Annotated in this window: 27 protein-coding genes; 9 read left to right on the forward strand and 18 right to left on the reverse strand. The window is 68.6% G+C overall.

What is annotated here, in order from left to right; all coding sequences use genetic code 11:
* Positions 1–49: 49 nt before the first annotated feature.
* The gene (locus AAY78_RS18135) at positions 50–403 is read left to right on the forward strand and encodes a hypothetical protein (protein ID WP_046749662.1); all 354 of its coding nucleotides are present in this window, start codon (positions 50–52) and stop codon (positions 401–403) included.
* Here AAY78_RS18135 and AAY78_RS18140 read toward each other — a convergent pair.
* Genes AAY78_RS18140 through AAY78_RS18185 form a run of 10 tightly spaced genes read right to left on the reverse strand, consistent with a single transcriptional unit; the run spans position 390 to position 10,562 of the window.
* On the reverse strand, positions 390–1,817 hold the full coding sequence (locus AAY78_RS18140) for an FGGY-family carbohydrate kinase (RefSeq protein ID WP_046749663.1): 1,428 nt from the start codon (positions 1,815–1,817) through the stop codon (positions 390–392). The genes AAY78_RS18135 and AAY78_RS18140 overlap by 14 nt on opposite strands.
* Positions 1,814–3,292 (reverse strand): FAD-binding oxidoreductase, encoded by a 1,479-nt coding sequence (locus tag AAY78_RS18145; protein ID WP_046749664.1) that lies wholly within the window; start codon positions 3,290–3,292, stop codon positions 1,814–1,816. Before AAY78_RS18145 ends, AAY78_RS18140 begins: the two co-directional genes overlap by 4 nt.
* A gap of 42 nt (positions 3,293–3,334) precedes the next feature.
* A complete protein-coding gene (locus AAY78_RS18150) occupies positions 3,335–4,111 on the reverse strand; it encodes an SDR family oxidoreductase (protein ID WP_046749665.1) in 777 nt (258 codons plus the stop codon).
* A gap of 9 nt (positions 4,112–4,120) precedes the next feature.
* The gene (locus AAY78_RS18155; RefSeq protein WP_046749666.1) at positions 4,121–5,605 is read right to left on the reverse strand and encodes an NAD-dependent succinate-semialdehyde dehydrogenase; all 1,485 of its coding nucleotides are present in this window, start codon (positions 5,603–5,605) and stop codon (positions 4,121–4,123) included.
* Positions 5,602–6,555 (reverse strand): NAD(P)-dependent oxidoreductase, encoded by a 954-nt coding sequence (locus AAY78_RS18160; protein WP_046749667.1) that lies wholly within the window; start codon positions 6,553–6,555, stop codon positions 5,602–5,604. Before AAY78_RS18160 ends, AAY78_RS18155 begins: the two co-directional genes overlap by 4 nt.
* Positions 6,552–7,088, reverse strand: a complete 537-nt coding sequence (gene fae / locus AAY78_RS18165) for a formaldehyde-activating enzyme (RefSeq protein WP_046749668.1) — start codon at positions 7,086–7,088, stop codon at positions 6,552–6,554. Before fae ends, AAY78_RS18160 begins: the two co-directional genes overlap by 4 nt.
* Positions 7,088–8,029, reverse strand: coding sequence for a glycine betaine ABC transporter substrate-binding protein (locus AAY78_RS18170; protein WP_052748837.1), 942 nt, complete (start codon positions 8,027–8,029; stop codon positions 7,088–7,090). The genes fae and AAY78_RS18170 overlap by 1 nt, the downstream gene beginning before the upstream one ends.
* 43 nt (positions 8,030–8,072) lie before the next feature.
* A complete protein-coding gene (locus AAY78_RS18175) occupies positions 8,073–8,864 on the reverse strand; it encodes an ABC transporter permease (RefSeq protein WP_046749669.1) in 792 nt (263 codons plus the stop codon).
* Between the two features lie 2 nt (positions 8,865–8,866).
* On the reverse strand, positions 8,867–9,904 hold the full coding sequence (locus tag AAY78_RS18180; protein WP_197077722.1) for an ABC transporter ATP-binding protein: 1,038 nt from the start codon (positions 9,902–9,904) through the stop codon (positions 8,867–8,869).
* On the reverse strand, positions 9,897–10,562 hold the full coding sequence (locus AAY78_RS18185) for an ABC transporter permease (RefSeq protein WP_127012430.1): 666 nt from the start codon (positions 10,560–10,562) through the stop codon (positions 9,897–9,899). The genes AAY78_RS18180 and AAY78_RS18185 overlap by 8 nt, the downstream gene beginning before the upstream one ends.
* 117 nt (positions 10,563–10,679) lie before the next feature.
* Here AAY78_RS18185 and AAY78_RS18190 point away from each other — a divergent pair, with 117 nt between their 5' ends.
* Positions 10,680–11,528, forward strand: a complete 849-nt coding sequence (locus tag AAY78_RS18190) for an IclR family transcriptional regulator (protein ID WP_046749670.1) — start codon at positions 10,680–10,682, stop codon at positions 11,526–11,528.
* Positions 11,529–11,565: 37 nt separating this feature from the next.
* Here the strand turns inward: AAY78_RS18190 and AAY78_RS18195 are convergent, their stop codons facing one another.
* Together AAY78_RS18195 and AAY78_RS18200 are read right to left on the reverse strand one after the other, a co-directional pair.
* Complete coding sequence (locus AAY78_RS18195; RefSeq protein ID WP_082108762.1) at positions 11,566–12,027, reverse strand: GAF domain-containing protein; 462 nt, start codon at positions 12,025–12,027, stop codon at positions 11,566–11,568.
* A 26-nt stretch (positions 12,028–12,053) separates the two neighbouring features.
* The gene (locus tag AAY78_RS18200) at positions 12,054–12,329 is read right to left on the reverse strand and encodes a hypothetical protein (protein WP_442922348.1); all 276 of its coding nucleotides are present in this window, start codon (positions 12,327–12,329) and stop codon (positions 12,054–12,056) included.
* A 105-nt stretch (positions 12,330–12,434) separates the two neighbouring features.
* Here AAY78_RS18200 and AAY78_RS18205 point away from each other — a divergent pair, with 105 nt between their 5' ends.
* Positions 12,435–13,895, forward strand: coding sequence for an MFS transporter (locus tag AAY78_RS18205; RefSeq protein ID WP_046749673.1), 1,461 nt, complete (start codon positions 12,435–12,437; stop codon positions 13,893–13,895).
* Positions 13,896–13,913: 18 nt separating this feature from the next.
* Here the strand turns inward: AAY78_RS18205 and AAY78_RS18210 are convergent, their stop codons facing one another.
* From AAY78_RS18210 to AAY78_RS18220, 3 genes are all read right to left on the reverse strand, one after another.
* Positions 13,914–14,291, reverse strand: a complete 378-nt coding sequence (locus tag AAY78_RS18210; protein ID WP_052748838.1) for a type II toxin-antitoxin system VapC family toxin — start codon at positions 14,289–14,291, stop codon at positions 13,914–13,916.
* Positions 14,288–14,539 carry a FitA-like ribbon-helix-helix domain-containing protein gene (locus AAY78_RS18215; RefSeq protein ID WP_082108764.1) on the reverse strand — a complete coding sequence of 84 codons (252 nt, stop codon included), beginning with the start codon at positions 14,537–14,539 and terminating at the stop codon, positions 14,288–14,290. The genes AAY78_RS18210 and AAY78_RS18215 overlap by 4 nt, the downstream gene beginning before the upstream one ends.
* A gap of 63 nt (positions 14,540–14,602) precedes the next feature.
* Complete coding sequence (locus AAY78_RS18220; protein ID WP_231589751.1) at positions 14,603–15,187, reverse strand: HAD family hydrolase; 585 nt, start codon at positions 15,185–15,187, stop codon at positions 14,603–14,605.
* Between the two features lie 58 nt (positions 15,188–15,245).
* On the opposite strand from AAY78_RS18220, the gene AAY78_RS18225 reads away from it, so the two are divergent.
* Together AAY78_RS18225 and AAY78_RS18230 are read left to right on the forward strand one after the other, a co-directional pair.
* Positions 15,246–15,452: a hypothetical protein gene (locus tag AAY78_RS18225; RefSeq protein ID WP_046749675.1), complete on the forward strand. Its 207-nt coding sequence runs from the start codon at positions 15,246–15,248 to the stop codon at positions 15,450–15,452.
* A gap of 77 nt (positions 15,453–15,529) precedes the next feature.
* Complete coding sequence (locus AAY78_RS18230; protein ID WP_046749676.1) at positions 15,530–17,416, forward strand: ABC transporter ATP-binding protein; 1,887 nt, start codon at positions 15,530–15,532, stop codon at positions 17,414–17,416.
* Positions 17,417–17,686: 270 nt separating this feature from the next.
* Here the strand turns inward: AAY78_RS18230 and AAY78_RS18235 are convergent, their stop codons facing one another.
* The gene (locus AAY78_RS18235; protein WP_046749677.1) at positions 17,687–19,549 is read right to left on the reverse strand and encodes a phosphoenolpyruvate carboxykinase (GTP); all 1,863 of its coding nucleotides are present in this window, start codon (positions 19,547–19,549) and stop codon (positions 17,687–17,689) included.
* Between the two features lie 109 nt (positions 19,550–19,658).
* Between AAY78_RS18235 and AAY78_RS18240 the strand changes: the two genes are divergently transcribed.
* Complete coding sequence (locus AAY78_RS18240; protein ID WP_046749678.1) at positions 19,659–21,101, forward strand: helix-turn-helix transcriptional regulator; 1,443 nt, start codon at positions 19,659–19,661, stop codon at positions 21,099–21,101.
* Positions 21,102–21,146: 45 nt separating this feature from the next.
* Here the strand turns inward: AAY78_RS18240 and AAY78_RS18245 are convergent, their stop codons facing one another.
* Positions 21,147–22,208 (reverse strand): winged helix DNA-binding domain-containing protein, encoded by a 1,062-nt coding sequence (locus AAY78_RS18245; protein WP_046749679.1) that lies wholly within the window; start codon positions 22,206–22,208, stop codon positions 21,147–21,149.
* A gap of 57 nt (positions 22,209–22,265) precedes the next feature.
* Entirely contained in the window at positions 22,266–23,714 is a 1,449-nt protein-coding gene (locus tag AAY78_RS18250; RefSeq protein WP_046749680.1) for a glyceraldehyde-3-phosphate dehydrogenase, read from the reverse strand.
* Between the two features lie 207 nt (positions 23,715–23,921).
* Between AAY78_RS18250 and AAY78_RS18255 the strand changes: the two genes are divergently transcribed.
* Genes AAY78_RS18255 through AAY78_RS18265 form a run of 3 tightly spaced genes read left to right on the forward strand, consistent with a single transcriptional unit; the run spans position 23,922 to position 26,015 of the window.
* Positions 23,922–24,290, forward strand: coding sequence for a DMT family transporter (locus AAY78_RS18255; protein ID WP_046749681.1), 369 nt, complete (start codon positions 23,922–23,924; stop codon positions 24,288–24,290).
* On the forward strand, positions 24,287–24,610 hold the full coding sequence (locus AAY78_RS18260) for a DMT family transporter (protein WP_046749682.1): 324 nt from the start codon (positions 24,287–24,289) through the stop codon (positions 24,608–24,610). Before AAY78_RS18255 ends, AAY78_RS18260 begins: the two co-directional genes overlap by 4 nt.
* A gap of 58 nt (positions 24,611–24,668) precedes the next feature.
* Positions 24,669–26,015 (forward strand): amidohydrolase, encoded by a 1,347-nt coding sequence (locus AAY78_RS18265; RefSeq protein ID WP_052748839.1) that lies wholly within the window; start codon positions 24,669–24,671, stop codon positions 26,013–26,015.
* Positions 26,016–26,067: the final 52 nt, after the last annotated feature.

A 26,067-nucleotide genomic window follows, 5' to 3' on the forward strand; every position in this document is an offset into this window, starting at 1 on the left:
AGCCTGCCCTTGCTAGCGCAGGAGGGCTCCACGCTCGTACGGTGAGGGCATGGAGACCCTGCGTCATATCGTCGTGTTCATCCACCTGATCGGCTTCGCCGTGCTTTTCGGCGCCTGGGCCGCGCAGGCCTTCGGCGGTAAGCGCCAGATCACGAAGATCATGGACTACGGTCTCGCGATCGCCGGTGTCGCAGGTCTCGCCCTCGCCGCGCCGTGGGGCATCGACTACGACCTCAACTACGTGAAGATCGGCGTCAAGCTGGTCGTGCTGGTCATCATCGGCGCGCTCCTCGGCATCGGTTCGGCGCGACAGAAGCGCGGAGACGCCGTGCCGCCGGCCGTGTTCTGGCTGATCGGCATCCTGGCACTCCTGAACGCGGGACTCGCCGTCATCTGGCGCTGACCGGCGCCACTTCCTCCCCCTCGAACAGCTTTCGCACGCGCGGCAGCACTCGCGCATAGGTCCGCTGCACCTCGGCGTAGGCTGCTCTCGCTTCGGGGTCCACGTCCACTTCCGCCCCCACCGCGACCATCGAGGCCATGGCAGCGTCCCACGAGGGGTGAATGCCGGTGCCGACGGCCGCGCAGATCGCCGCCCCCATCCCGGCGGCGTCGTGCACCAGGGGCACCCGCACCGGGACTCCGTACACCGCGGCGAGGATGCGCAGCATGAGCGTCGATGCGCTCCCGCCGCCTGTGACGAGCAGGCCGCTGCGGGGGCGACCGAGTACCCGTCTGGCACGGGAGTCCGCCGCCTCGGTCTCGATCGCGAGAGCCTCGAGGATCGCCCGGTGGATGTGGAAGCGTCCCTGCGTGCCGTCGAACCCGACGAGGGCGCCGCGTCGCCACGGTTCATCGGCGGGCGCGAGCCAGTCCAGAGCAGCGACCAGGCCGCCGGCACCGACGGGCACGTCCTGGGCGCCCCGGTTCAACTCCTCTTCGGAGATGGTGACGTCGGCGCCCGACAGCAGGTCACGGAACCAGCTCACCGTCCACATCCCACGGCGCACACCTCCGCTCTCGTAGAGGAACGCGCCCGGCTCCGCGGCGAAGTTCGTCCAGACGTCCGGGTGCTCCGGCAGCGGCCGATCACCCGGCGTCATGGTCGCCACGTAGGTCCCGAGCGACAACAGGGCATCGCCCTCATCGCGGAGGCCGGCGCCCAGTGCCTCCACGGCCTTGTCGTTCGAGGTCGCGATCACCGGAATCCCGGCGGGCAGACCGGTAAGCTCGGCGGCGCGCTGGGTCAACCGGCCGAGGGGCTCGCCCGGCGCCACGAGCTCGAACAGCATCGAGGGATGCATACCGGCGCGGGCATATTCATCCGCATCGTCGCTCCACCCCCAGCGATCCGCATCGATCGGCCAGACCCCCTGTACGTTCCCTGCGGCATCGCGCCTCTCCCCCGTGAGCCGGTGCCCGAGGTATCCGGACGACGTGGTGACGTACACCGCGTCTTCGACCTCCCTCTCGTAGGCTCGCGAAAGCCGCTCGTCCATCCAGCTCATGACGGGCTGCGCCAAGGTGCCGTCGGCGCGCAGTACCGCCCGGCAGAAGCGGATGGTGCACAGGCCCACACCGCGGATCTCCGTGGCGTCTCCGGAGAACTCCGCCATCGCCTTGCGGACGGCGGCCACGATCGAGTCCCACAGATCGTCGTCCGGGTGCTCCCATCTACCGGGCGCCGGCGAGGAGTACGGGCGCAGGGCTGCTCGCGCGCTGGCGTGCACGACGCCCGTCCCGTCGACGATGAGCACCTTCGTGCTCTGGGAGCCGTTGTCGATCGCGACGACGTAGCCCGGCGCCGTTGCGCTCACGCCGTCAGCTCGCCGTGCTCCAGCGGGTAGATGGTTCCCCGATTCATGATCCCCCTGGGGTCGAGCCCGTCCTTGAGCATCCGCAGCAGCCGGTACGCGCTGCCGTGCTCCTCGTGGGTCCACGGCGTGCGGTACTTGCCGATGCCGTGGTGGTGCACCATCGAGCCGCCCAGACGCAGCGCCTCCTCGACCACGATGGCGTTGAGGGGCTCGTGGTACTCGGTGATCTCCTCGCGCGGCTCGCACCGGATGTCGTAGTCGTACACGAAGTAGAGGTTGGTGCCGGTCTGGTAACTGTGCGACGAGTGCGCGCCGAGCAGCGTCAGGTCGGCCGCGCGTGGGAACTCGGTCCTGGCACGGAGCATCACGGACTCGAACAGCTCCTCCACGCCCGACCAGTCGATCGACACCTCTGTGGTGTAGCCGAGGCGTGCGTTCTGGAGCATCTCGCGCTTCTCGGCGTCGATCTTGTCCTGACCCCAGTTGAGGTTGTCGAACCATTCCTCGATCAGCGCCGGGTCGACCTTCTCGTGCGGGATTCCGGCGAAGATCTCCTCGACTCCCGCGGCCGTGGCATCGGCCACGCCCTTCGGTCCCTCGGCGACGACGACCACGACCGCTCTGCCCCCCGCGAAGTGCGAGAAGTGCTGCGCCGCATCCTCCTCGGAGTACGCGCGCGCGACGGAGGGCCGGTAGCCGGCGACGACGATCTCGCGAAGACCGGCCACACCGGCGGGGAGCGAATCGACCAGATACCCGAGGAAGCGGTTGTTCTCGGGCTGGTACGTGAACACCTTGACGGTGACCTCGGTGATGACCGCGAGCGCTCCCTCGTTGCCGATCACGATGTGGCGGATGTCGGGGCCGGCCGCACGACGCGGGACGTTCTTGACCCGCACGACGTCTCCCTCGGGGAGCACCGCCTCGAGCCCGACGACCATATCCTCGATCCCGCCGTACAGGGTGGAGAATTGGCCGATGGACCTGGTCGCGACGAGTCCTCCCATCTGTGCGAGAGGCTTGGACTGCGGAGAGTGCCCTGTCGTCAGGCCCCGCGCCCGCAACGTGTCCTCGAGCACCTGCAGGGGAACTCCGCACTGCGCGGTGACCATCATGTCGACGGGGTCGATCTCGAGGATCGCGTCCATGCGGGAGCCGTCGAGCACGAGGGAGTCCTCGACGATCGTCTCGAGGCCGCCCTCGGTCGCCGTGCGTCCGGTGCGGGGCACGACGTTGACGAGATTCTCCGCGGCGAACGCGAGGATCGCCGAGACGTCCGCCGTCGAGCGGGCATAGACGATCGCGGCCGGGATCGGGCCGTCGAAGATGCCGTGCACCGAGGTGTACTTCTTGAAGCGGTCGACGCTCGCCTCGCGCAGCGCCTGTGCCTCGGTCTCGACCTGGTCGGCGCCGAGGAGCTCCTGCATGCGGGTGACGATCTCCTCGCGTGAGAGAGCGGATCGTGAAGTGACCATGGGGAGGGTGTCCTGTTCTTTGGGTGTGGAGGCGCGCCGCTGTCAGCGCACCAGGTAGCCGCCGTCGACCGACAGCACATGTCCGTTGACGAAGTCGGAGGCGGGACTGGCGAGGAAGACGGTCGCCCCCATGAGGTCGGCGACGTCCCCCCACCTCCCCGCCGGGGTGTGGTCGACGATGCGGCGGTTCGCCTCGTCGTCGGCCCTGGTATCGGAGGTGAGGGGAGTCGCGAAATATCCCGGGGCGATCGCGTTGACCTGGATGCCGTGGCTGCCGAGCTCGTCGGCGTACGCCCTGGTGAGACCGGCGATGCCGTGCTTGGTCGCCGCGTAGGCGGGCGACCCGAGTCCGCCAAGGAACGAGAACAGCGAGGCGATGTTGATGATCTTCCCCGAACCCTGCGGGATCATCCGCTTGGCCGCTTCGTGCGACATCTCGAACGCGGCGGTGAGGTTGACCGCGACCATGGGGTCCCACTGCGCGCGGCCGAAATCGGTCACGTCCGCGATGCGGCTGATCCCGGCGGAGTTCACCAGGATGTCCAGCCCCCCGAACGCCTCGACGCATGCATCGATCACCCGGGCAGGTGCCCCGTCGGCGGTGATGTCGATGCGCAGCTCCCGGTAGCCGACCCCGGCCTCGGTGAGGAGCGCAGCGGTCTCGCCACCGTCATCGAAGAGGGTGGGGACGAACACGTCGGCTCCCGCCTTGGCGAGGGCGAGCGTGAACGCCTGACCGAGGCCGGTGTTCCCGCCCGTTACGATCGCTCGTCTGCCCTGGAGTGAGAAGTGATCGAGGGAGAATTCGGTGATGTGCACGATGATCCTTCAGGAAAGAGAGCCAGCGAACGGATCGGCGATGCCGATGTAGGTCGTCTCGAGGTATTCGTCGATCCCCTCGAACCCGCCCTCACGACCGATGCCGGACTGCTTGACGCCCCCGAACGGGGCAGCCGGGTTCGACACGAGGCCGGTGTTGAGGCCGAACATCCCTGTCTCGAGCCGCTCGGCCAGACGGAGACCGCGATTGAGGTCCTGCGTGTACGCGAAGCACACGAGGCCGTACTCGGAGGCGTTGGCGAGCCGCACCGCCTCGTCCTCGTCGCGGAAGGTCGTGATCGGCGCGACCGGGCCGAAGATCTCCTCCTGGAGGATGCGGGCGTCCCGAGGCACATCGACGAGCACGGTCGCAGGGTAGAAGTACCCACGACCCTGCGGAACGCTTCCGCCGAGTGCGATGCGCGCGCCGTCCTCGACAGCGCCGGACACGAGCTCGACGACCTTGTCCCGGGTCGACTGGTCGACGAGCGGGCCGAGCGTCGATTCCGGGTCGGTGCCGCGCGCATTCACGGAGCCGGCCATGCGGTCGATGAGGCGGGAGGTGAAGACGTCGGCCACGCTCTCGTGGACGAGGAATCGGTTCGCCGCCACGCATGCCTCCCCGCCGTTGCGCAGTTTCGCGAGGAGGGCTCCTTCGACGGCCGCATCGATGTCGGCGTCCTCGAAGACGAGGAACGGTGCGTTGCCGCCGAGTTCCATCGACACGCGCAGCACCTGGTGGGCGGCGTCGGCGATCAGCCGTCGTCCCACCTCGGTCGATCCGGTGAAGGAGAGCTTGCGCAGGCGGGGATCGGCGATGAGTGGCCCGGTGACCGCACCCGCGCGGCTGGTCGGGATGACGTTCACGACCCCGTCCGGCACCCCGGCCTCGCGCAGGACTTCGGCGAAGAGCAGGGCTGTGAGGGGCGTGAGCGCCGCAGGCTTGAGCACCGAGGTGCACCCGGCGGCGAGCGCCGGAGCGATCTTGCGTGTCGCCATCGCGAGCGGGAAGTTCCAGGGCGTGATGAGAAGGCTGGGTCCCACGGGGCGTTTCGCGACGAGCAGTCGATTGCGGCCGTCCGGTGCGGTGGCGTAGCGCCCCGAGATGCGCGGCGCCTCCTCCGAGAACCAGCGCAGGAACTCGGCTCCGTAGGCGACCTCGGCACGCGACTCGGCGAGCGGCTTGCCCATCTCGAGGGTCATGACGAGTGCGAAGTCCTCCGCGCGTGCCGTGACGATGTCGAATGCCCGGCGCAGGATCTCACCCCGTTCACGCGGAGCGGTCGCTGCCCAGGCCGCCTGTGCTGCGGCGGCCGCATCCAGCGCCGCCATGCCGTCCTCCGGCGTCGCGTCGGCCACCTCGGCGAGCACGTCGCCGGTCGACGGGTCGTGAACCGCGAAGGTATGCCCTGAGGCTGCGTCCCGCCACTGCCCGCCGATCAACAGGCCCTTCGGTATGGAGGCGATGACGTCGAGCTCGCGAGCGGCGCTCATACGGCCACCTCCCGACGCAGGTCGCGTCCGAGGACCTCTTCGTACAGGCGCACGGGTGTCATCTCGCCGGCACGGTCTCCGTAACGGGCGCGCGCCCGACGGAAGATCTGCTCGACGAGCGAGGACACCTCCACCGGCATTCCCACCGATCGAGCGAGGTCGATGGAGAGGCCCAGGTCCTTGCACGCGAGTGCGATCGCGAACCCCTCGTCGTAGTCGCCGTGGTCGAGGATGGACAGCACGTCGCGGGAGACGAAGGTGCTGTTCGCCGGGCTCGCGATGAGCGCGTCGCGAAGCACACCGAGGTCGACGCCCGCCGCGACGCCGACCGAGAGCACCTCGGCGGTCGCAACCAGGTGCGAGAACCACAGCTGGTTGATCATGAGCTTCACTGCGTACCCGGCGCCGTGACCGCCCACATGGAGGATCCGCTCCGGGTCGCCCATCGCCTCGAACACGGGGCGCAGCCGCTCGACGTCTGCGGCCTCCCCTCCCACGAAGATCTGCAGCATTCCGTTCGCCGCCCCCACCGACATCCCGCTCACGGGCGCATCGACCAGGTGCAGACCGCGGCTGGCGGTCGAGGCCCTGACGCCGTCCAGCACATCGGGCACGGAGGTGGACATGTCGATCCAGGTGCCGCCGTCGGGAAGCCCGGCGACGAGACCTTCCGGGCCCGTCGCCACGGCTTCGACGTGTTTCGGCGTCGGCAGCATCGTGATCACGAGGTCGCTGGATGCGGCGACCTCGCGGGGCGTGTCCGCCCACGTCGCACCGCCGGCGATCAGCGCGTCCGCCGACTCGCGTCGGAGATCGGTGACCACCAGGGGGAAGCCGGCAGCCTGCAGGTTGAACGTCATGCCGGAGCCCATGTTGCCGAGGCCGATGAAGCCGACGGTGGGCCGGGTCTCGACGCGTTCGGGGTCGAGGACGGGGGTGGGAGAACTCATCGGTCGTGCGTGTCCTTCGAGATCGGAGTGGAGGGGGTGAAGAAGGGATTACGTGGCTCGTGCCGCGCAGCGAGCACCTCGTCGAGGAGCGGCAGCCCACCGGCGCCGTTCACCAGTGCGGTGCGCGTGGCCTCGCGGTTGTTCCGGTAGACGGCCTCGGCGTCGTCGGCTGCGGGGTTCACCCACACCGCGGCGATGAGGGCGTGCGTCTCCGCGGACTCGGAGGGGATGGCCCCCTCGGCCACGGCATCCGCGACGCCGGCCGCCACGCCCGCCTGCGCGGGGCCCCAGATGAGGAGGCCGTGCTCGTCGCCGACCGGGGCCGCCTTGGTGACGAACAGGGTCATCGGCTTGACCGGTAGGGAAGGCCGGAGCACGGCGACGAAGGGCACGTGCCCTGCGCTGGGGCTGGCGAGGGCGGTGGCCCATGCCGTCCCCGCCGGGCCCTCGCGATGACCGAGCACGGTGTTGATGTGCGCCGCGTTCACGCCTTCTCCGACGAAGCTCTCGCCGATCTGGAGGGACGCGGTCATCAGATGAGTCCCTGCTCTTCGAGCCAGTCGATCGCGATGTCCTCGGGATCCTCACCGTCGACATCGGCCTTGGCGTTGAGCTCCTGCATGACCTCGGTGGTCAGCAGCGGGCTCAGCTTCGCCAGCACGTCGGCGATCGCCGGGTACTCGTCCAACGTGCTCTGCTTGAGCGTGAAGCCGCCCTGGTAGCTGGGGAAGAACTCCTTGTCGTCCGCCATGACCACCAGGTCGAGTGCGGGGATACGGCCGTCGGTCTGGAAGACCTCGCCGAAGTTGCAGTCGTCGCCCTTCTGGGTCGCGGTGTAGATGACCCCGGTGTCGAGCATGGTGACGTTCGCGTCCGGAGCGTCGAAGCCGTAGGCGGCCTTGAGTCCGGGCCAGCCGTCGTCCCGCGTCGAGAACTCGCTCTCGATGCAGAAGGTCTGGTCTGCGCCCGGCAGCTTCGCCACGTCGCTGAGCGTTTTCACACCCAGCTTCTCGGCTTCACTCTGGCGGATCGCGAAGGCGTAGGTGTTGTTGAACGGAGCCGGATCCAGCCATGCGATGCCGTTCTCGGCGTCGGCCTTCTTCACGGCGTCGAACTGCGCCTCGGCGCCCTGCACGGGTGCGGTGTTGCCGTTGTAGGTGATCCACGAGGTGCCCGTGTACTCCCAGTACCCGAGGAACTGGTCGTTCTCGAGCGCCTGCCGCACGTTCGCGGATCCGACGAGCTTGGTGTTGGCTTCGACGTCCGCGCCGTGGGCGTTGAGCAGCTCGGCCGTCATGTAGGCGAGGATGTACTGCTCCGAGAAATCCTTCGAGCCGATCTCGCCGGTGAGACCTTCGAGCTCGTCGCCCTGGGCGCCGGAGCCCCCTGCGGAGCTGGAGGAGCAGCCGGCGAGCAGCAGCGTGCCGGCGGCGATCGCGGCGAGCGAGGCGGATGCGATGGTACGGGAGTTCATTGCGGTTCCTTTCGGGATGAGGACGTGAGGAGGACGGTGGGTGTCACAGGCCTTTGGGGCGCACGATGTCTTCCACGACACCGGCTGCCCAGTCGATGAGCACGGCGATCGCGGCGACGAGGACCGCCCCGACGACGAGCACGGGATAGCGCTGGAGCTTCAGACCGTTGATGATCATGTCGCCGAGACCTCCGGCGTTGATGAACGTCGCCACCGTGGCGACTCCGACGGCGAACACGAGAGCGGTGCGAAGACCGGCGAGGATCACGGGTGAGGCGAGAGGGAGCTCGACCCGACGGAGGACCTGCGCGGAGGTCATGCCCATTCCCCTGGCCGATTCACGGATGTTCGGGTCGACCTGCGCGAGTCCGGCGATCGTGTTCTGCAGCACCGGGAGGAAGGAGTAGATCACGAGGGCCAGGAGGGCGGTGGTGAATCCGGTCTGCCACACGATCGCCAGCAGGATCACGACGCCGATCGCCGGTGTGGCCTGGCCGATGTTGGCGATGCCGATCACGATGCCGCGGAAGACCTTCGACCGCGAGCGGCTCACCGCGATTCCCACCGGGATGGCGAGCACGGCGACGAGGATCGAGGCGATGATCGAGAGCACCAGGTGCTCGCCGATCCGAGACGTGATGTAGCCGGCGTTGAGCGTGCGCTGCTCGATCGAGTCGAGCTCCAGGCTGGAGACCCACGCGTAGGTGAGCAGCAGCACGACCGCGACCACGATCAGCGGCATCGTCCGTCGCAGCAGCACGGGCATCCCCCGGCGCCGGACACCCTGCGTCTGCAGCACCGTGGTCGCCGAGGGGACCACCTGCGGGCCGGTCATGATCAGCCCTCCTCGGCGCGGCGCACGGGACCTTCGACCCCGAGCGCGGCGGAGATCGCTGCCTGGTCGACCGAGCCGACGACCTGGCCGGCACGCGTCACGTTGACCCGCGCGGCTCCCGTGACGACCAGGGTGTCGAGTGCCTCACGAAGGGAGGCGTGCTCGTCGACGGTCGCCAAGGGTGCCGCGGTGTCGGCCGCCCCGATGCGGGCATCGGCGACCGGGATGAGGGTGAGGCGCTTGAGCGCCGCACCCTCCCCGATGAACGAGCGCACATAGTCGTTGGCCGGTGCCGCGAGGATGCGCGCGGGGGTGTCGAACTGCTCGATCTGGCTCCGATCGCTCAGCACGGCGATGCGGTCCCCCATCCGGATCGCCTCTTCGAAGTCGTGCGTGACGAAGATGATGGTCTTGCCGATGTCGGCCTGGAGACGGAGGAACTCGGCCTGCAGCTTCTCGCGCGTGATCGGATCGGTGGCGCCGAACGGCTCGTCCATGAGCATGACGGGCGGGTCGGCGGCGAGGGCTCTGGCCACTCCGACGCGCTGCTGCTGTCCCCCCGACAGCTGCCGCGGATAGCGCTGTGCGAACGTGCCGGGGTCCAGCTGCACGGTGCGCAGCAGCTCGTCGACACGCTCGGCGATCTGGGACTTCGACCAGCCGAGCAGCTTCGGGACGATCGCGATGTTCTCGGCGATCGTGAAGTGCGGGAACAGACCGATCTGCTGGATCACGTAGCCGATGTGGCGGCGCAGCTCGTTGCCGTCGAGCGAGAGCACGTCGTCGCCGTTGATGCGGATGGATCCCGACGTCGGTTCGATGATGCGGTTGATCATCTTCATGGTCGTGGTCTTGCCACAGCCGCTGGGGCCGACGAACATGATCAGCTCACCGGGTTCGATGCGCATCGAGAAGTCATCGACGGCCGGTGCCGACTGCCCCTGGTACTGCTTCGTGATGTGGTCGAGCACGATGTCGACCCCGCCCTGCTGGGCTGCGAGAGAGGTGAGAACGCCGGTGTTCGTGGTGATGTCAGGCACGGAGACCCCTTGAGGTGGTGAGACGGGCGATGAGCACGAGGATGCCGTCGAGGACGAGGGCGAGGAGGATCACGGCGACGGTGCCCGTGAGCGCGTAGTTCAGAGCGTTCTTCGAGCCGAGCGAGCTCAGCCCCTTGAAGATGTACTCGCCCAGTCCGGGGCCGGCGACGTACGCGGCGATCGCGGCGATGCCGACCGTGAGCTGAGCGGCGACGCGGATGCCGGTCATGATCACCGGCCAGGCGATCGGGAGCTGGACCGTGAACAGGATGCGGGTCGGGCCGAGACCCATTCCGCGAGCAGACTCGAGCACCGGGAGGGGGACCTCCCGGAGCCCGACCACCGTGTTGCGGACGACGGGGAGCAGGGAGTAGAAGACCAGCGCGACGACGGTCGGAAGCCATCCGAGTCCGAGCACCGGGCTCAGCAGCGCCAGGAGCGCGAGGGACGGGATCGTGATCGCGACGGCCGCGGCGGTGAGGACGCTGGTGCGGGCGATGCGATGGTTGCGCACCAGGATGCCGAGCCCCACGCCGATGATCGCCGCGAGGACGACGGAGATGAGGACGACGACGAGATGATCGCGAGTGAGCTCGAGGATGTCGTCGGCGCGACGTGCGAGGAAGGCCATGAGGTCTTCCCAGTTGAATCCGGACAAGGGGGCTCCTGTCTCGTCTTTGAGGCCGGTACCGGGTATGTGATTCACCGTAGCCGGTGTAACCATTTCGCCAAAGTGTGTTGCGTATATGGCAACAGAAGCAGGTAGACTTCCGGTGTGAGCACGACTCCCTCCGCCCCACGGCGCAACTCCTCCGGCCTCGGCCGCGACATCGAGATCCTCGAGCTTCTCGGCGGTGACGACGCACTGAGGGCCGGTGGACTCGGCGTCTCCCAGGTCGCTCAGGCGACAGGTCGCGACAAGGCCGTCGTGTCACGGACGCTCGCCACGTTGGCCGAGACGGGCCTCGTCGAACGGGACGAGGTGACGCTGCGCTATCTGCTCGGTCCGCGGCTGTACGCTCTCGCGGCGCACACCGCCACCTCCACGCTCGTGCACGCCTCGCGCAGCATCCTCCGCCGCCTCGTGCAGTCCACGCGGGAGACCAGCCACCTCTGTGTGCTGCGCGGAGGCAACGTGCTGACGCTGCTGAGCGAGCTCAGCCCGCACGACGTGCGCACGACGGGCTGGGCCGGCACCACGACGGCTGCATGGCGGACACCCTCCGGTCGCGCGCTGCTGAGCGACTGGGACGAGGAGTCGCTCTCCCGCTGGTACGACGATCACGGACAGGATCAGCCGCTCGTCGGGCACTTCGATCAGGCGGACCCCTTCGGATTCCCTGTGCTCGACGCTCCGCCGCCCGGCAACTCCCCCGTGACAGACCTCGGCACCCTGCAGTCCGAGCTCGCGCGCATCCGCGATCAGGGCTACGCGCTCTCGGACGAGGAACTCGAGTTCGGAGTCGTCGCGGCGTCAGCACCTATCGTCGATTTCACCGGTCGTATCGTCGCCGCGGTGAACGTGAGCGCGCCGAAGGCACGCATCGGCCCTCGCCTCGACGCCCTCGGGGCGCTCGTCTCACGCGCCGCGCGCGAACTGTCCCTCCGCCTGGGCGCGAGCTGACGTCCGGAACCGATCCGCCTGTATCCCCGGGGAACGGTCAGTAGTTCGCGAGCCGTCGCTGCAGCTCGACGCTGGCCGTTGCAGCGTCCACGTCGCGGATCCGCTGCCAGTTGCGGCCCCCGCGGGCGAACGCCACCTCCACCCCCGGCGGCACGAGCGCAGCCGGCATCGGCGTCGCCAGCCAACGGCATGACCTGATGTGCATGAGGTCGACCTCGTGGGCGCCCGGAGAGGAGTCGAAGCGCCACGGCCCGTCGAGTGCGCCGAGCCAGAAGAGGCCGTCGACGTCGCGTGTCCACACCAGTGCTCCGTCCGGCGCCGCAGCGAAGCGCTCGACCTGTCGAGCCATGCGTTCGCCATGGCGGAGATCGACCGCGACGAGGGCGTCCCTCAGGCGTTCCGGGGCGGAGTCGAGTCGTCCGCCCAGCCCGCAGACACCGAGGAGGAGCGCACGCTCCACCGCCGCCCCGGCCGGCACGAGATCGTCACGTGACCGCATCGGCGCACGGTAGACGGGAATCTCGCTCACGACAGTGGCACCAGCGTCGCGTCCACCGCGGCACCATCGACCTCGACCCATATCATCGTGCGGGCGGGTCGGCGGCGACGGTCGGTCGGTGACCCGGGGTTCAGCAGTCGCATGCCCGCGTGCACGACGAGGTCGGCCTCATCAATCGCCTGCAGGACAGCGTCCGGCAGGCGCTTCGCCCTCTTCGGGACGTGCGTGTCAGCGAGCAGCAGCATCCTCGTCCCCATGGTGTCCTCCCCGCGTTCCGCCTCCCCGACTCTACGCACCACCATCGCCCTCCGGGATGACACGCGACATGCGCGTACAGCGAACACTCAGGAAGGCGTAAACTCGCCCGAGTCCCTTGGTATACCGGGGACTCGATCGGAGGAACACACATGAGCACTGCCACTGCGCCGGCGAATCCCCGCTCGCGCGTCATCACCGCGAGCCTGGTCGGCACCACGATCGAGTTCTACGATTTCTACGCGTATGCGACGGCGGCCGTGCTCGTGTTCCCGGTGCTGTTCTTCCCCACCGGCGACGACACGACATCGCTCCTCTCCTCGTTCGCCGTCTTCGGCGCCGCGATGGTCGCCCGCCCGATCGGCGCTGTGGTGTTCGGCCACTTCGGCGACAAGTTCGGACGCAAGGCCACGCTCGTGGCATCTCTGCTGACGATGGGCATCGCGACCTTCGTGATCGGTCTGCTGCCGACCTACCAGGACATCGGCTGGTGGGCGGCACTGCTGCTGCTGATCCTCCGCCTCGCGCAGGGCTTCGCGCTCGGCGGCGAGTGGTCAGGGGCGGCCCTGGTCGCGACCGAGAACGCCCCGAAGGGCAAGCGCGCCTGGTACGGCACCTTCCCGCAGTTGGGAGCCCCGCTCGGGTTCATCATCGCGAACTTCCTCTTCCTCGCGATCAACTGGCTGCTGCCGCACGCCGACAACCCGGCACTGAAGTCCGAGGCGTTCCTCGCCTGGGGCTGGCGCATCCCGTTCCTGTTCTCCGCCGTGATGGTCATCATCGGCCTGTGGGTGCGGCTCAAGCTCGTCGAGTCCGACACCTTCAAGAAGGCCGAGACGAAGGGCGTGATCCGCAAGCTCCCGCTCGCGACCGTGTTCCGCCACCACTGGAAGCAGCTCATCCTCGGCACGTTCATCATGCTGGCGACGTACGTGCTGTTCTACCTGATGACGAACTTCACCCTCGCCTACGGCACCAAGCCCGCGTCGCTGGAGACGGCCTCGGCTGCGGCGAAGGCGGCGGCCGAGGCGACCGGCGCCTCGTTCGATCCCACCAAGTTCGCAGCGCAGTTCTATCCGGGACTCGGCTTCGGCTACACCGACTTCGTGCTGATGCAGATCATCGGCGTGGTGTTCTTCGGCGTCTTCACCCTGCTCTCGGGTCCCATCGCCGATGCGGTGGGCCGGCGCAAGCTGCTGCTGTGGGTCACGGGAACCATCATCGTGTTCGGCCTCACCTTCAACGCGTTCCTGCTCCCGGCGATCGACCCCAAGTTCACGGGTGCGCTCACGCAGGCGTTCCTGGTGTTCGGCTTCATGCTGATGGGCGCCACGTTCGGGCCCATGGGAGCCCTGTTGCCCGAGCTGTTCCCGACGAACGTCCGGTACACGGGGTCGGCCATCGCCTACAACGTCTCCTCCATCCTCGGCGCGGCGGTGGCCCCGCTCATCGCTCTGAAGCTGTGGGAGGTGGCCGGCGGCGCGCCTTGGCTGGTCGGTCTGTACCTGTCGGCGATGGGTGTGCTGACCTTCATCGCGCTGATCCTCTCGCCGGAGACGAAGGACCACGACTACGACGACGACCTCGGCGTGGCCGCAGCCGTCGAGCTCTAGTCCGCCCGAGGGCGGGGATCAGAGGACGATGACGTCGCAGTAGCGTGCGGCCGATTTCGCGAGTCGACGGTCGAGCGTCAGCAGAGGCACGCCGAGCGCCTCCGCCAGTGCGACGTACCCGGCGTCGTAGGCGGAGATCTCGTCGCGCAGCATCCACACCCTCGGGATCAGACGACGCAGAGGATGGCGGGTGATCTCCAACTCGCTGAAGGCATCCAGCGCCTCGCGCGCGATGTGCGCTGGGAGACGCTGGTGGATTGCCTGCCGCCGCAGGACGGAGAGCACCTCGATGTCGAGACCGGCATGCGCATGGAAAATATCGCCGCCCAGCCACTCCTCAGTACCGATCACCGCCTCGATCGCAGCCGAGGCGTCGAGCACCGCTCCGGCGCTCACCGATCGTGCTCAGCATCCCGGTCGGCGCGCGCCGCGTCCCGCGCCTCGAGGACCTGGTCTCGGGTGAGGGCGCTGCCGCGCGCGGCAGCCCTTGCTCGGGCCGCCGCGACGATCTCCGCGTTCGTCCTGTACTGCACGAGGCTCGTGAGCTGAGCGGCGACATAGTCGGAGAGGGACATGCGCTCTGCGGCGGCTCGCTCCTTGAGCCGTGCGTGAACGTCGTCCGGAAGGTTTCTCACCTGCAGCATCCGACCCATTTTTCCAGCGTCGCATGTTTAGCACATGCGGTAAAGAGCAATCTGTGGATAACTTCAGCCGGCGAGGAATCCCTCGATCGCGGCGATCGTCGTCGCGTTGTCGACATGCCGCACGGCGCGGATCCCGACCGCTTCGGCTCCGTGGACCGACACCTGGTGGTCGTCGATGAACAGCACGTCTCCCGGCTTCGCCCCCATGCGCTGGAGCGCACGCAGGTAGGCCTCACGTTCCGGCTTGTTGACGCCCTGCTCGTGGCTGTAGCAGATCGGATCGAAGATCTCGGAGAACCCGAAGCGGCGTTCCTCCTCCTCTCGCGCGCCATCGGCCGAGTTGGAGAGGATCGCGGTTCCCGCGCGCGACGAGAGGGTTCGCGCGTACTCGATCAGTTCCCCGTTGGCGGTGCCGCAGTACGCGTCCCAGAAGTCGGCGCGCATGGCGCTGCGTTGCGCGGCATCGAGGTCGAGCGCTGTGCTCACCGCGTCCCAGAAATCCGACTCCGTCCCCGTGGTGACGTCGATCGCGGGAAGATGGGCGGCCGCGATGCGCGCATCGAAGACACCGCGGTCGAGACCGCTCGCCACCTGCCAGCGATCCCACCATTCCTGCTGCCATACGAAGTCATCGCCCCAGACTGTCACGTCAACATGTATTGACTTCCCGGCCCGCGTCAATGACTATTGACGCAGGAGGCTCATCATGACACTGCCGACGACAATCGCCCAGGACGACGGGAGCGAGCCGCTGGCCGCCCTGCACCGCCTCGCCGAGGTGCGGAAGGAGGTCGCCCGCGCCGAGGAGGCGAACGTGCGTCGCGCACGCAACCTCGGCTACTCGTGGCAGGCCATCGCCAGCGCTCTCGGTGTGAGCAAACAGGCGGCCCACCGCCGTTTCGGCCGCTCCTGAAGCTCTTACAGCCACTCCATAGGATCCGACCGCGAACGAAGTACGGTCGAAGTACCATCTCCAGATAGAGGTCCCGCATGTCCGGTTCGGCGACAGCACGCCGTCGCGGACGTGGCGCACAGCCCGAAGGCCCCCGCGCGACGTTCCGCCAGCTCCTCCCCTTCCTCTTCGAGCACAAGCGCACCCTCATCGTGGTCGCCGTGCTCAGCGTCATCGGCGCAGCGACGTCGCTCGTGCAGCCGCTCCTCGTGGGTCAGGTCATCGAAGCCGTGCAGTCCGATACGGGGATCGGGATCCTCGTCTGGCTCCTGGTCGGCTTCGTGATCGTGTCGTCGATCATCTCCGGCTTCCAGCACTACCTGCTCCAGCGCACCGGCACCGCCGTGGTGTATTCGAGCCGTCGCAAGCTGATCGCCCGCATCCTGCACCTGCCGACCTCCGAGTTCGACGCCCGCCGCACCGGTGACCTCGTCTCACGCGTCGGCACGGACACGACGCTGCTCTACGCCGTGCTCACTCAGGGCCTCGCCGATGCCGTCGGCAGCGCAGTGCTCTTCGCCGGAGCACTGATCGCGATGCTCGTGATCGACCCGATCCTGCTGCTGCTCATCGTCGTGGTGATCGGCATCTCGGTCGCGGTCGTCGTGCTGCTGAGCGGACGTATCCGCACCGCATCGACCGCCCAGCAGGAGAAGGTGGGTGAGCTCGCCTCCGGCGTGGAGCGTGCCGTCGGCTCGATCCGCACCATCCGCGCCTCCGGGGCGACCGAACGCGAGACCACCGCCGTCACCGCCCTCGCATCAGACGCCTACGGGATCGGCGTGCGCATCGCCAAGATCTCCTCCATGGTCGTGCCCGTCTCCGGCATCGCCCTGCAGCTCTCGCTGCTGGTGGTTCTCGGCGTCGGCGGCTTCCGTGTGGCGGCCGGAGCGATCACGATCGCCTCCTTGATCTCGTTCATCATGTTCCTGTTCCTGCTCGTGATGCCCTTGGCCACCACGTTCGGCGCCATCACCTCGGTGAACCAGGCCCTCGGTGCGCTCGGTCGCATCCAGGAAGTGCTCGATCTGCCGACCGAGTCGCAGGACGACGAGAAGATCGCCGCGTCGCTGCCTCGCGAGACGCCGACCCCCGACGCACCGGCCATCGAGTTCCGCGACGTGCGCTTCCACTACCCCGCGAACGTCGTCGCTGCCCGTGCGGCCGCAGCCGAGGAGGCCCGGACCCTGCTCGCGGATGCACACCTCGAGTCCGCAGAGGAAGCGACGTCCGCCGTGCAGGACCACGAGGTGCTCCGCGGCGTGTCCTTCGCCGTGCCCCACGGCTCCCGCGTCGCCCTCGTCGGCCCCAGCGGCGCCGGCAAGAGCACGATCCTGTCGCTCATCGAGCGCTTCTACGACCCGACGGGCGGCTCGATCCGCCTGCACGGCCACGACGCGCGCACGTATCCGCGCGACGAGCTGCGCGCCCACTTCGGCTACGTCGAGCAGGACGCGCCGACGCTGGCCGGCACTCTCTCCGAGAACCTGCGGCTCGCCTCTCCCGAGGCGACCGACGCCGACTGCGAGCGCGTGCTGCGCGCCGTGAATCTCGGCGACGTGCTCGAGCGCAGCCCCCTCGGGATCGAGGCACCCGTCGGCGAGGACGGCGTGATGCTCTCCGGCGGTGAGCGTCAGCGACTCGCGATCGCCCGCGCGCTGCTGACCGACGCCCCGATCCTGCTGCTCGACGAATCGACGTCGTCGCTCGACGGTGTGAACGAGCAGCGCATGCGCGAGGCCATCGATGCGGTCTCCACCGACCGCACGCTCGTGGTCATCGCCCACCGCCTGTCGACGGTCGTCGACAGCGACCTGATCGTGGTCCTGCAGGACGGCGTCGTGGTAGGCCAGGGCACGCACGCCGAGCTCGTGGAGTCGACACCGCTGTACCGCGATCTCGCCCGGCACCAGCTGCTCGCCTGATCCCCGCCCCACCCTCGCCCCACCCGCGCCCCACCCCCGCCCCCGCGGCGTCGAGACCCATCGTGCTCGTCGAGACCCATCCTCCCCCACGCTTGAGAGCGTGGGTCTCGACGACGAGCGTGGGTCTCGACCAGCGCCCGAACAACACGAAGGCGGGACGTCGGAGACCACTCAGCCATGGGTTCGTCTCTGATGTCCCGCCTTCGCGGGTTTGCAGGACACGAGGCCCTGAGGGTGCCGGCTCCCCCGAACCGGCACCGGTCTGGGGAGCTACGCCTTGTCGAGGCGGTAGCGCAGCGAGGCCAGTTCGGCGCGCAGCGCCGCCGGAACCTTGTCGCCGAAGGTGTCGTAGAACTCCTCGGTCAGATCGGCCTCGGTCTTCCACGCCTCGGCGTCGACGGAGAACAGCTCGTCGAGGTCGGCGGCGGGGATGTCGAGTCCGTCGAGATTGAGGTCTTCCACGCGCGGCAGGCGTCCGATCGGGCTGTCGACCGCGGGCACGTCACCGGCGATGCGGCGGATGATCCAGTCGACGACGCGCGAGTTGTCGCCGAAGCCCGGCCACAGGAACCGGCCGTCGTCGCCGCGGCGGAACCAGTTGACCTGGAAGATGCGCGGTGCGCGGTCGAAGCGCAGACCGCGGCCCACCTTGAGCCAGTGGCCGAAGTAGTCCGCCATGTTGTAGCCGCAGAACGGCAGCATCGCGAAGGGGTCGCGGCGGAGCTCCCCGACCGTGCCTTCAGCGGCAGCCGTGCGCTCGGACGAGATGTTCGAGCCGAGGAACACGCCGTGCGTCCAGTCGGTTGCCTCGACGACGAGGGGCACGTTGCTCGCGCGGCGTCCGCCGAACAGGATGACGTCGAGCGGGACGGCCTCCTCCCAGTCCTCGGAGATCTGCGGGCACTGAGCCGCCGACACCGTGAAACGGGAGTTGGGGTGCGCGGCAGGGCGTCCCGACTCGGGGGTCCAGTCGTTGCCCTCCCAGTCGATCAGGTTCGCCGGTGCCTCGTCGGTCAGGCCCTCCCACCACACGTCGCCGTCGGGGCGGAGCGCGACGTTGGTGAAGATGGTGTTGCCCCAGAGCGTCTCGACCGCGGTGACGTTGGTCGATTCGCCGGTGCCCGGCGCGACGCCGAAGAAGCCCGCCTCGGGGTTGATGGCCCACATGCGACCGTCTTCACCAGGACGGATCCATGCGATGTCGTCGCCGAGGGTCTCGACGCGCCAGCCCGGGATGGTCGGACGCAGCATGGCGAGGTTCGTCTTGCCGCAGGCCGAAGGGAAGGCCGCAGCCACGTGGTAGGCCTTGCCCTGCGGGTCGATCACGCGGATGAGCAGCATGTGCTCGGCGAGCCAGCCCTCGTCGCGGGCGATCACCGAGGCGATGCGCAGCGCGAAGCACTTCTTGGCGAGGATCGCGTTGCCGCCGTAGCCCGAGCCGTACGAGTAGACCTCGAGCGTCTCCGGGAAGTGCACGATGTACTTGTCGTCGTTGCAGGGCCACTCCACGTCCTGCGCACCCGGCGCGAGCGGGGCACCGACCGTGTGCACGGTCTTGACCCACGGCGCACCCTCGGCGATCTGACGCGTGACGGCATCGCCGACGCGGGTCATGATGCCGATCGAGGCGACCGCGTAGGCGCTGTCTGTGATCTGCACGCCGATGTGCGAGAGCGGGCCGCCGACGCGTCCCATCGAGAACGGGACGACGTACATGGTGCGCCCACGCATCGATCCCTCGAAGATCTCATCCATCTTGGCGTGCATCTCGGCCGGAGCCGCCCAGTTGTTCGTGGGGCCAGCGTCCTCCTCGCGCTCGGAGGCGATGAACGTCCGCCCCTCGGTGCGAGCGACGTCGCTGGGGTGCGAGCGCGCGAGGTACGAGCCGGGTCGCCACTCGGGGTTGAGCTTGATCAGCTTGCCCTCGTCGACCAGTCCGCGCAGCAGCCAGTCGTTCTCGGCCCGCGAGCCGTCGACCCAGTGCACGGAGTCGGGCTGGGTGAGCGCCCGGATCTCCTCGACCCAGGTGGCCAGCTCGGCCATGGCAGGAGTGTCATACGTCGGAGCCGCCCCGAACGTGCGCGTCGGGGAGACGGGAGACGTGCGAGGGGTGAGGACTTCGGCCATGGCCATGACTGCTCCTTAGAAGTGTGGGGCGTTGCACCTATCTTCTTCCGGTTCGAACGCGACTTTCGGCCATTTCAAGCGATAAGAAATGGAATTCTTTCGCTAGACTCAAGGAATGGCGTCCTCCGGCATCCACCTCACGACCCTCGGCCACCGCATCCGTCACCACCGACTGGAGAACGGTTACACGCTCGATGAGCTCGGCGCGCTGGTCGGCGTCGCCGGCTCGCAGCTGAGCCTGATCGAGAACGGCAAGCGCGAGCCCAAGCTCTCCCTCCTTCAGGCGATCGCGCAAGCGACCAAGACCGAGGTGACCGATCTCATCTCCGGTGAGCCGCCGAACCGGCGTGCCGCGCTCGAGATCGCCCTGGAGCGCGCGCAGGAGAGCCCGGTGTTCCGGCAGCTCGGCGTCGCCCCCGTGCGCGTCACCAAGGGGATGAGCGACGAGACGATCGAATCCATTCTCGGCCTGCACCGGGAGTTGGAGAGGCGGGAGCGCGAGGCGATCGCGACCCCGGAGGAAGCACGCCGCGCCAACACCGAGCTGCGGCTGCGGATGCGCGCCCAGAACAACTACCTCCCCGAGATCGAGAAGCTCGCCGAGAAGCACCTCAAGGCTGCGGGACACGTGCAGGGTGCACTCACCCACCGCACCGTGAGCATCATGGCCGAGAAGCTCGGGTTCGAACTGATCTATGTCAACGACCTCCCGCACTCGACACGGTCGGTCACCGACCTCGAGAACGGGCGGATCTACCTGCCGCCGGCCTCGATCCCCGGCGGTCACGGCCTGCGCTCGATGGCGTTGCAGGCGATGGCGCACCGACTTCTCGGACACACCCCGCCGACCGACTACGCCGACTTCCTGCAGCAGCGCCTGGAGATCAACTACTTCGCCGCATGCTGCCTGATGCCGGAGACGGCCTCCGTCGCGTTCCTGCAGCAGGCGAAGAAGGACCGCAACCTCGCCGTCGAGGACTTCCGCGACGGCTTCGGCGTCACGCACGAGGCGGCGGGCATGCGCATGACGAACCTGTTGACACAGCACCTCGGCATGGCGCTGCACTTCCTGCGCGTCGACTCCACCGGGGCGATCACCCGTGTGTACGAGAATGACGACCTGCCGCTGCCGATGGATGTGACCGGTGCCGTGGAGGGACAGCGGGTGTGTCGCAAGTTCCAGGCCCGCGCGGCGTTCACGCAGCAGAACCGCACGGTGGAGCACCACCAGTACACCGACACCCCGTCCGGCACCTTCTGGTGCTCGACGCAGACCGGGTCGTCGACCGACGGCGAGTTCTCGGTGACGGTCGGGGTGCCCTTCGACGACGCACGGTGGTGGCGTGGACGCGAGACGAACGACCGCGCGGTATCGACGTGCCCCGACGAGTCGTGCTGCCGTCGCCCCTCGGCCGAGCTGAGCGATCGATGGAGCGGACGGGCCTGGCCGAGCGCGCGCGTGCACACGCACATGTTCTCCCCTCTCCCCCGCGGCGCGTTCCCGGGCGTCGACGACAACGAGGTCTACAGCTTCCTCGCCCGCCACGCCAGCGAGTAGGCGCCACGCCAGCGAGTAGGGGCGGGTCGGGCTCGGGCGGCCGTCTCAGTCGTCGGCGAAGCGGGCGAACCGCGCGAGGGCTGCGGCGACGACCTCGGGATCCTCTGGCGCCTCGAAGAGCTGCGGCGGTTCACTCCTGGTCGCGCTCGCATGCGACCAGCAGCCGATGACGCGGCCCTGTTCGACGATCGTCGGACGCACCATGCCGTTCTTCCCCGGCCCGATCGCCGCCAGATACGCCGGGTCGCATACGGCCGTGCGATCGGCGTAGGAGATGTAGTACTCGTCGAACGCGCCGAGAGCATGGACCGACGCGGCGCCGCTCGCCCGACGCGGAGGCCGGCACGCGACGAAGAGCCCTTCGTCGACCTCTTCGACGCTGGAGGCCGCCCGCTCTGCCGCCTCACGCGACTGACCCAGAGTGAGGCCCGACCACCACGCGAAGTCAGCGACCCCGGCAGGACCATGGCCGTCGACGTAGCGGACGAACAGCTCGGCGAGCGGATCGTCGGGTGCTGCGTGCTCGCGGATGTGCTCCTCCACGAGGACGAAGCGCTGTTCGCGGGCGACACCGGCGCGGGCCACGACCGGTCCCTGGCAGATCAGCCCGGCGATCGTGAGGGTGAACAGCAGGTGGATGCCGCGCTGACCGGAGGAGTCGATGCCGATCCCCTCCAGCACCTCGAACACCTCCGCACGCGTGCACCCGCCATCGCGCAGGCGCGGCGTCAGGGCGCGAACGGCAGCGGCGACCATGTCGTCGTCGATGCCGAGGTCACGGTGACGGGTGGCTGCCTGCTGCCGCTGCCGCCCGGCGGTGACCTGGAGCATCCAACCGAGGTCTCGCGCCGGGACGGTGTGCAGGGTGCCGCGCATCGTCCACGCGCGCACGATGTCGCCGCGGTCGAAGGCCCGGTCGACGTCGCGCAGTGTCGGCTCACCGCGGGTACGCACGGCGAGCGCCCACCGACCGGCCGTGAAGTCCTGACTCTGCACGGCGAGCATGTGCTGCGCCGCATCCGTCACGGTGCGCGCCGGAGCGGTCAGGCGATGCGAACGGAGGCGTTGTGAACGGAGACGATCGGTGCGCTGAGCCGCGGTCTTCATGACCTCATCATGCCGGGTACTCCGGACGATACGACGAAACCCGGCGAACGGCGAGACTTAGCCCTGCAGGGTCACCTCGCGGCGCTCCGGCAGCACGATCGGGTGCGAGCCCGCCATGACCTCGAGCACACGGATGACCTGGCAGGAGTATCCGAACTCGTTGTCGTACCAGACGTACAGGATGAGGGTGTCCTCGTCGGCGATGGTGGCGAGGCCGTCGACGATGCCGGCACGGTGCGAGCCGACGAAATCGGTGGAGACGACGTCGGGGCTCTCCACGTAGTCGATCTGCTGACGGAGCTTGGAGTGCAGCGAGACGCGGCGCAGGTAGTCGTTGACCTCGTCCTTGGTCGCGGGACGCTCGATGGTCAGGTGCAGCACCGCGAGCGACACGTCGGGCGTCGGGACGCGGATCGAACTGCCGGTGAGCTTGCCCTCGAGCTGCGGGAGCGCCTTGGCCACGGCCTTGGCCGCCCCCGTCTCGGTGATGACCATGTTGAGCACGGCCGAACGTCCGCGTCGGTCGCCCTTGTGGAAGTTGTCGATCAGGTTCTGATCGTTCGTGAACGAGTGCACGGTCTCCACGTGCCCCTTGACGACGCCGTACGCCTCATCGATCGCCGCGAGCACCGGAGTGATGGCGTTGGTCGTGCAGGACGCGGCCGAGATGATGCGGTCGGAGTCGGCGATGGTGTCGTCGTTGATGCCGTGGACGATGTTCTTGAGCGGGCTCTTGCCGGGGGCCGTGAGCAGCACGCGGGCGACGCCCTTCGACTGCAGGTGCTGGGAGAGCCCCGCCTCGTCGCGCCAGCGTCCGGTGTTGTCCACGACGATCGCGTCGTGGATGCCGTGCGCGTTGTAGTCGATGGTCGCCGGGTCGTCGGAGTAGATCACCTGGATGCGAGTGCCGTTCGCGATGATCTGCTCGGCATCTTCGTCGACCGTGACCGAACCGGCGAAGCGGCCGTGCACGGAGTCGCGCAGCAGCAGCGACGCGCGCTTGACGAGATCGTTCTCGGCACCGCGGCGGACGACGATGGCACGCAGACGCAGCCCGCTCCCCCCTCCCGTGTGGGCGATGAGGATACGAGCGAGGAGGCGGCCGATCCGCCCGAACCCGTAGAGCACGACGTCGGTGGCCTCAGCGGCGACAGCTCCCATGGCCGGAGCGAGCACATCTGCGAGATAGGCCTCCAACGGCTGACCGCTCTCCGCGTGGCCGGCGACCAGGCGGGCGACGTCGAGGGAGGATGCCCCGGGCGCGAGAGCATGGATCGCTTCCAGCACCGCAAGGCTGTCCTCGATCGGCAGACGCTCGTGACCGAGCTGGGCGACACGCTCGTGCACCTCGACCAGCCCCGTCGCCGACAGGCCGAGCAGACGATGCCCGTGGAGCGACGTGACGACGTCGTGCTCCCGTCGGAGCGCCCCGATGAGCGGGATCATCCGCTCCGCCAGCTCTTCGCTCTCTGTCCAGTCGTCGCGGTGTGCCGCGGAATCGTTCATCTGCGTCCTTGCATGTGTGAGCGCGCGCCGAGGTCGCCGGCGCGCGAGTTGCCGGGTGGATCGGGGGATGCATCCAGCGTACAAGTCGCAGGAACACGTGCCGAATCCGACGGCTGCGGACCGGGGTCGAGCAGGCCCGGCTTCTCGCGGGAATCCCCCGGTCACCCGTCGCGTTCTCCCCCTCGGACGCTCCACGAAAGGCTCGCGATGACCCCCAGCCCCCGCCGCTCGGCATGGCCGCCCCTGCTGCTCGCGATCGCCCTCGAGGTGAGTGCGACCCTCTCCCTCCGCGCCGCCGAGGGGTTCACGCATCCGTTCTGGCTCGTCGTCGTGGTGCTCGGCTACACGGGGTCGCTCTGGCTGCTGTCGGTCGTGCTCGACCGCGGCATGGCCGTCGGCGTCGCATACGGCATCTGGTCGGCGATCGGCGTCGTGCTCACCGCCGCGCTCGGCACGGTGCTGTTCGGCGAGCTGCTGGGACCGGTGCAGATCGTCGGCGTCGGCGTGATCGTGGTCGGCGTGCTGCTCGTCGAACTCGGATCCCATACGCGCGATACGACGGAGGCGACGTCGTGACCTGGGTGTTCCTCGCCCTCGCGATCGCGAGCGAGGTCACGGCGACGCTGAGCCTGCGCGCATCCGAGGGCCTGCGCCGTCGCCGCTGGATCCCCGTGATCGTCGTCGGCTATCTCGCCGCCTTCACCCTGCTCGGCACGATCCTCGCGATGGGGATGCCGGTGGGCGTCGCCTACGGGATCTGGGCCGCCGCCGGTGTCGCGCTGACCGCGGTGCTCGGGCGGGTGATCTTCAAGGATCACTTCTCGACCATGATGGCGATCGGCGTCGCGCTGATCGCGGTCGGAGTGGCGATGATCGAGTTCGGCGGCGGCCACTGACGACAACGCGCCATGAGCTTCTCCTCGGCAGCAGTTTTGCGTCTACACTGGTGGAATAATGACACAGTCACTCCACGGCGACGATGCCGACCTGATCATCCGCGGCGGCCGCATCCGCACCCTCGACCCTTCCGACACGATCACGGAGTCGCTCGCCGTCCGCGACGGGGTGATCATCGCTCTGGGTGCGGAGGCGGAGGCTCTGGATTCGCGCGCGGTGATCGAGCTGGACGGGCGCACCGCGATCCCCGGCATCAACGACGCCCACCTGCACGCCGCATGGCTGGGGGCACGGTGGCCGCATCTCTTCTTCTCCGACACACCGCCGGAGGAGCAGCCGTCCGGACGGCTCGTGTCGACGTCGGAGGAACGCCGGTCGGCGCTGCGACGCGCATGGGCACTGCTCGCCGAGCTCGGCATCACGAGCTACACCGAGCCGGGGATCGGCCCCGGCGAGGACGACGGCGAGACCGGATGCTTCGGCTCCGACATGCTCGACACCTACCTCGAGCTGCATCGCGAGCGCGCCCAGACCTCCCGCGTGACCCTGCTGAGACTGTTCGGCACGATCGACGGTGAGAGCACGCTCGACGACTTCGAGCGCGGGGTGCGCATCCCCGCACCGCCCTCCGACCCTCGATGGCTCGCGATCCCCGGCGTGAAGATCTTCGCGGACGGCATCCCCCCGATGGCGACCGCCTGGGTCGATGAACCCTACGCCGACGGCACCACCGGCGGACTGCTCACCCGTGGCGAGCCCGACGCCCGCACCGCCTTCCGACGCATGCTCGAACTGGCCTCTGCCCGCGGGCTGCAGATCGCGGTGCACGCGACGGGAGACCGTTCGATCGCCGAGTTCCTGTCCGTGCTGGAGGGCCTGCACGCACAGCACCCCACGCCGTCGGGTCCGCACTATGTCGTGCACGGCGATCTCGCCACGACCGAGCAGATCGCCAGGATGGGGCACATCGGCGCGGGGTTCGCGGTGCAGCCGCTGATCGCGGCGCACACGCACTCCTGGGCGGCGATGCAACTGGGAGAAGCCAGACTCGCCTCCGCATGGCCGCTCGCCGAGATGCTGACCTCGGACGCGCTGACCACGATCACGAGCGACTCCCCCGTCGCGAGCCCGGACTGGCGGCTGGGTCTCGACGCGTCCCTCTCGCTGCTCACCGCCACGGGCGCCACGGACGACGCGGGCACCAGGAACCGGCTGCTGCGCTCCGTCACCGTCGACCCTGCTCGACAGGATGGCGCCTCGACATGGAAGGGCTCGCTGGCCATCGGCATGGTCGCCGACGTCACCGTCCTCGATGAGGACCCCCTGACGCCCGGCCGCGACCTCGCGACGATCGGCGTCGCCCGCACGATCGTGGACGGGCGCACGGTCTTCTCGCGCGGCTGATCCCGAAAGCGATGCACGAAAACGGCGGGCGGCATGTTCACGCATGCCGCCC

Source organism: Microbacterium sp. Ag1 (assembly GCF_001005635.1).
Classification (GTDB): Bacteria; Actinomycetota; Actinomycetes; order Actinomycetales; family Microbacteriaceae; genus Microbacterium; species Microbacterium oxydans.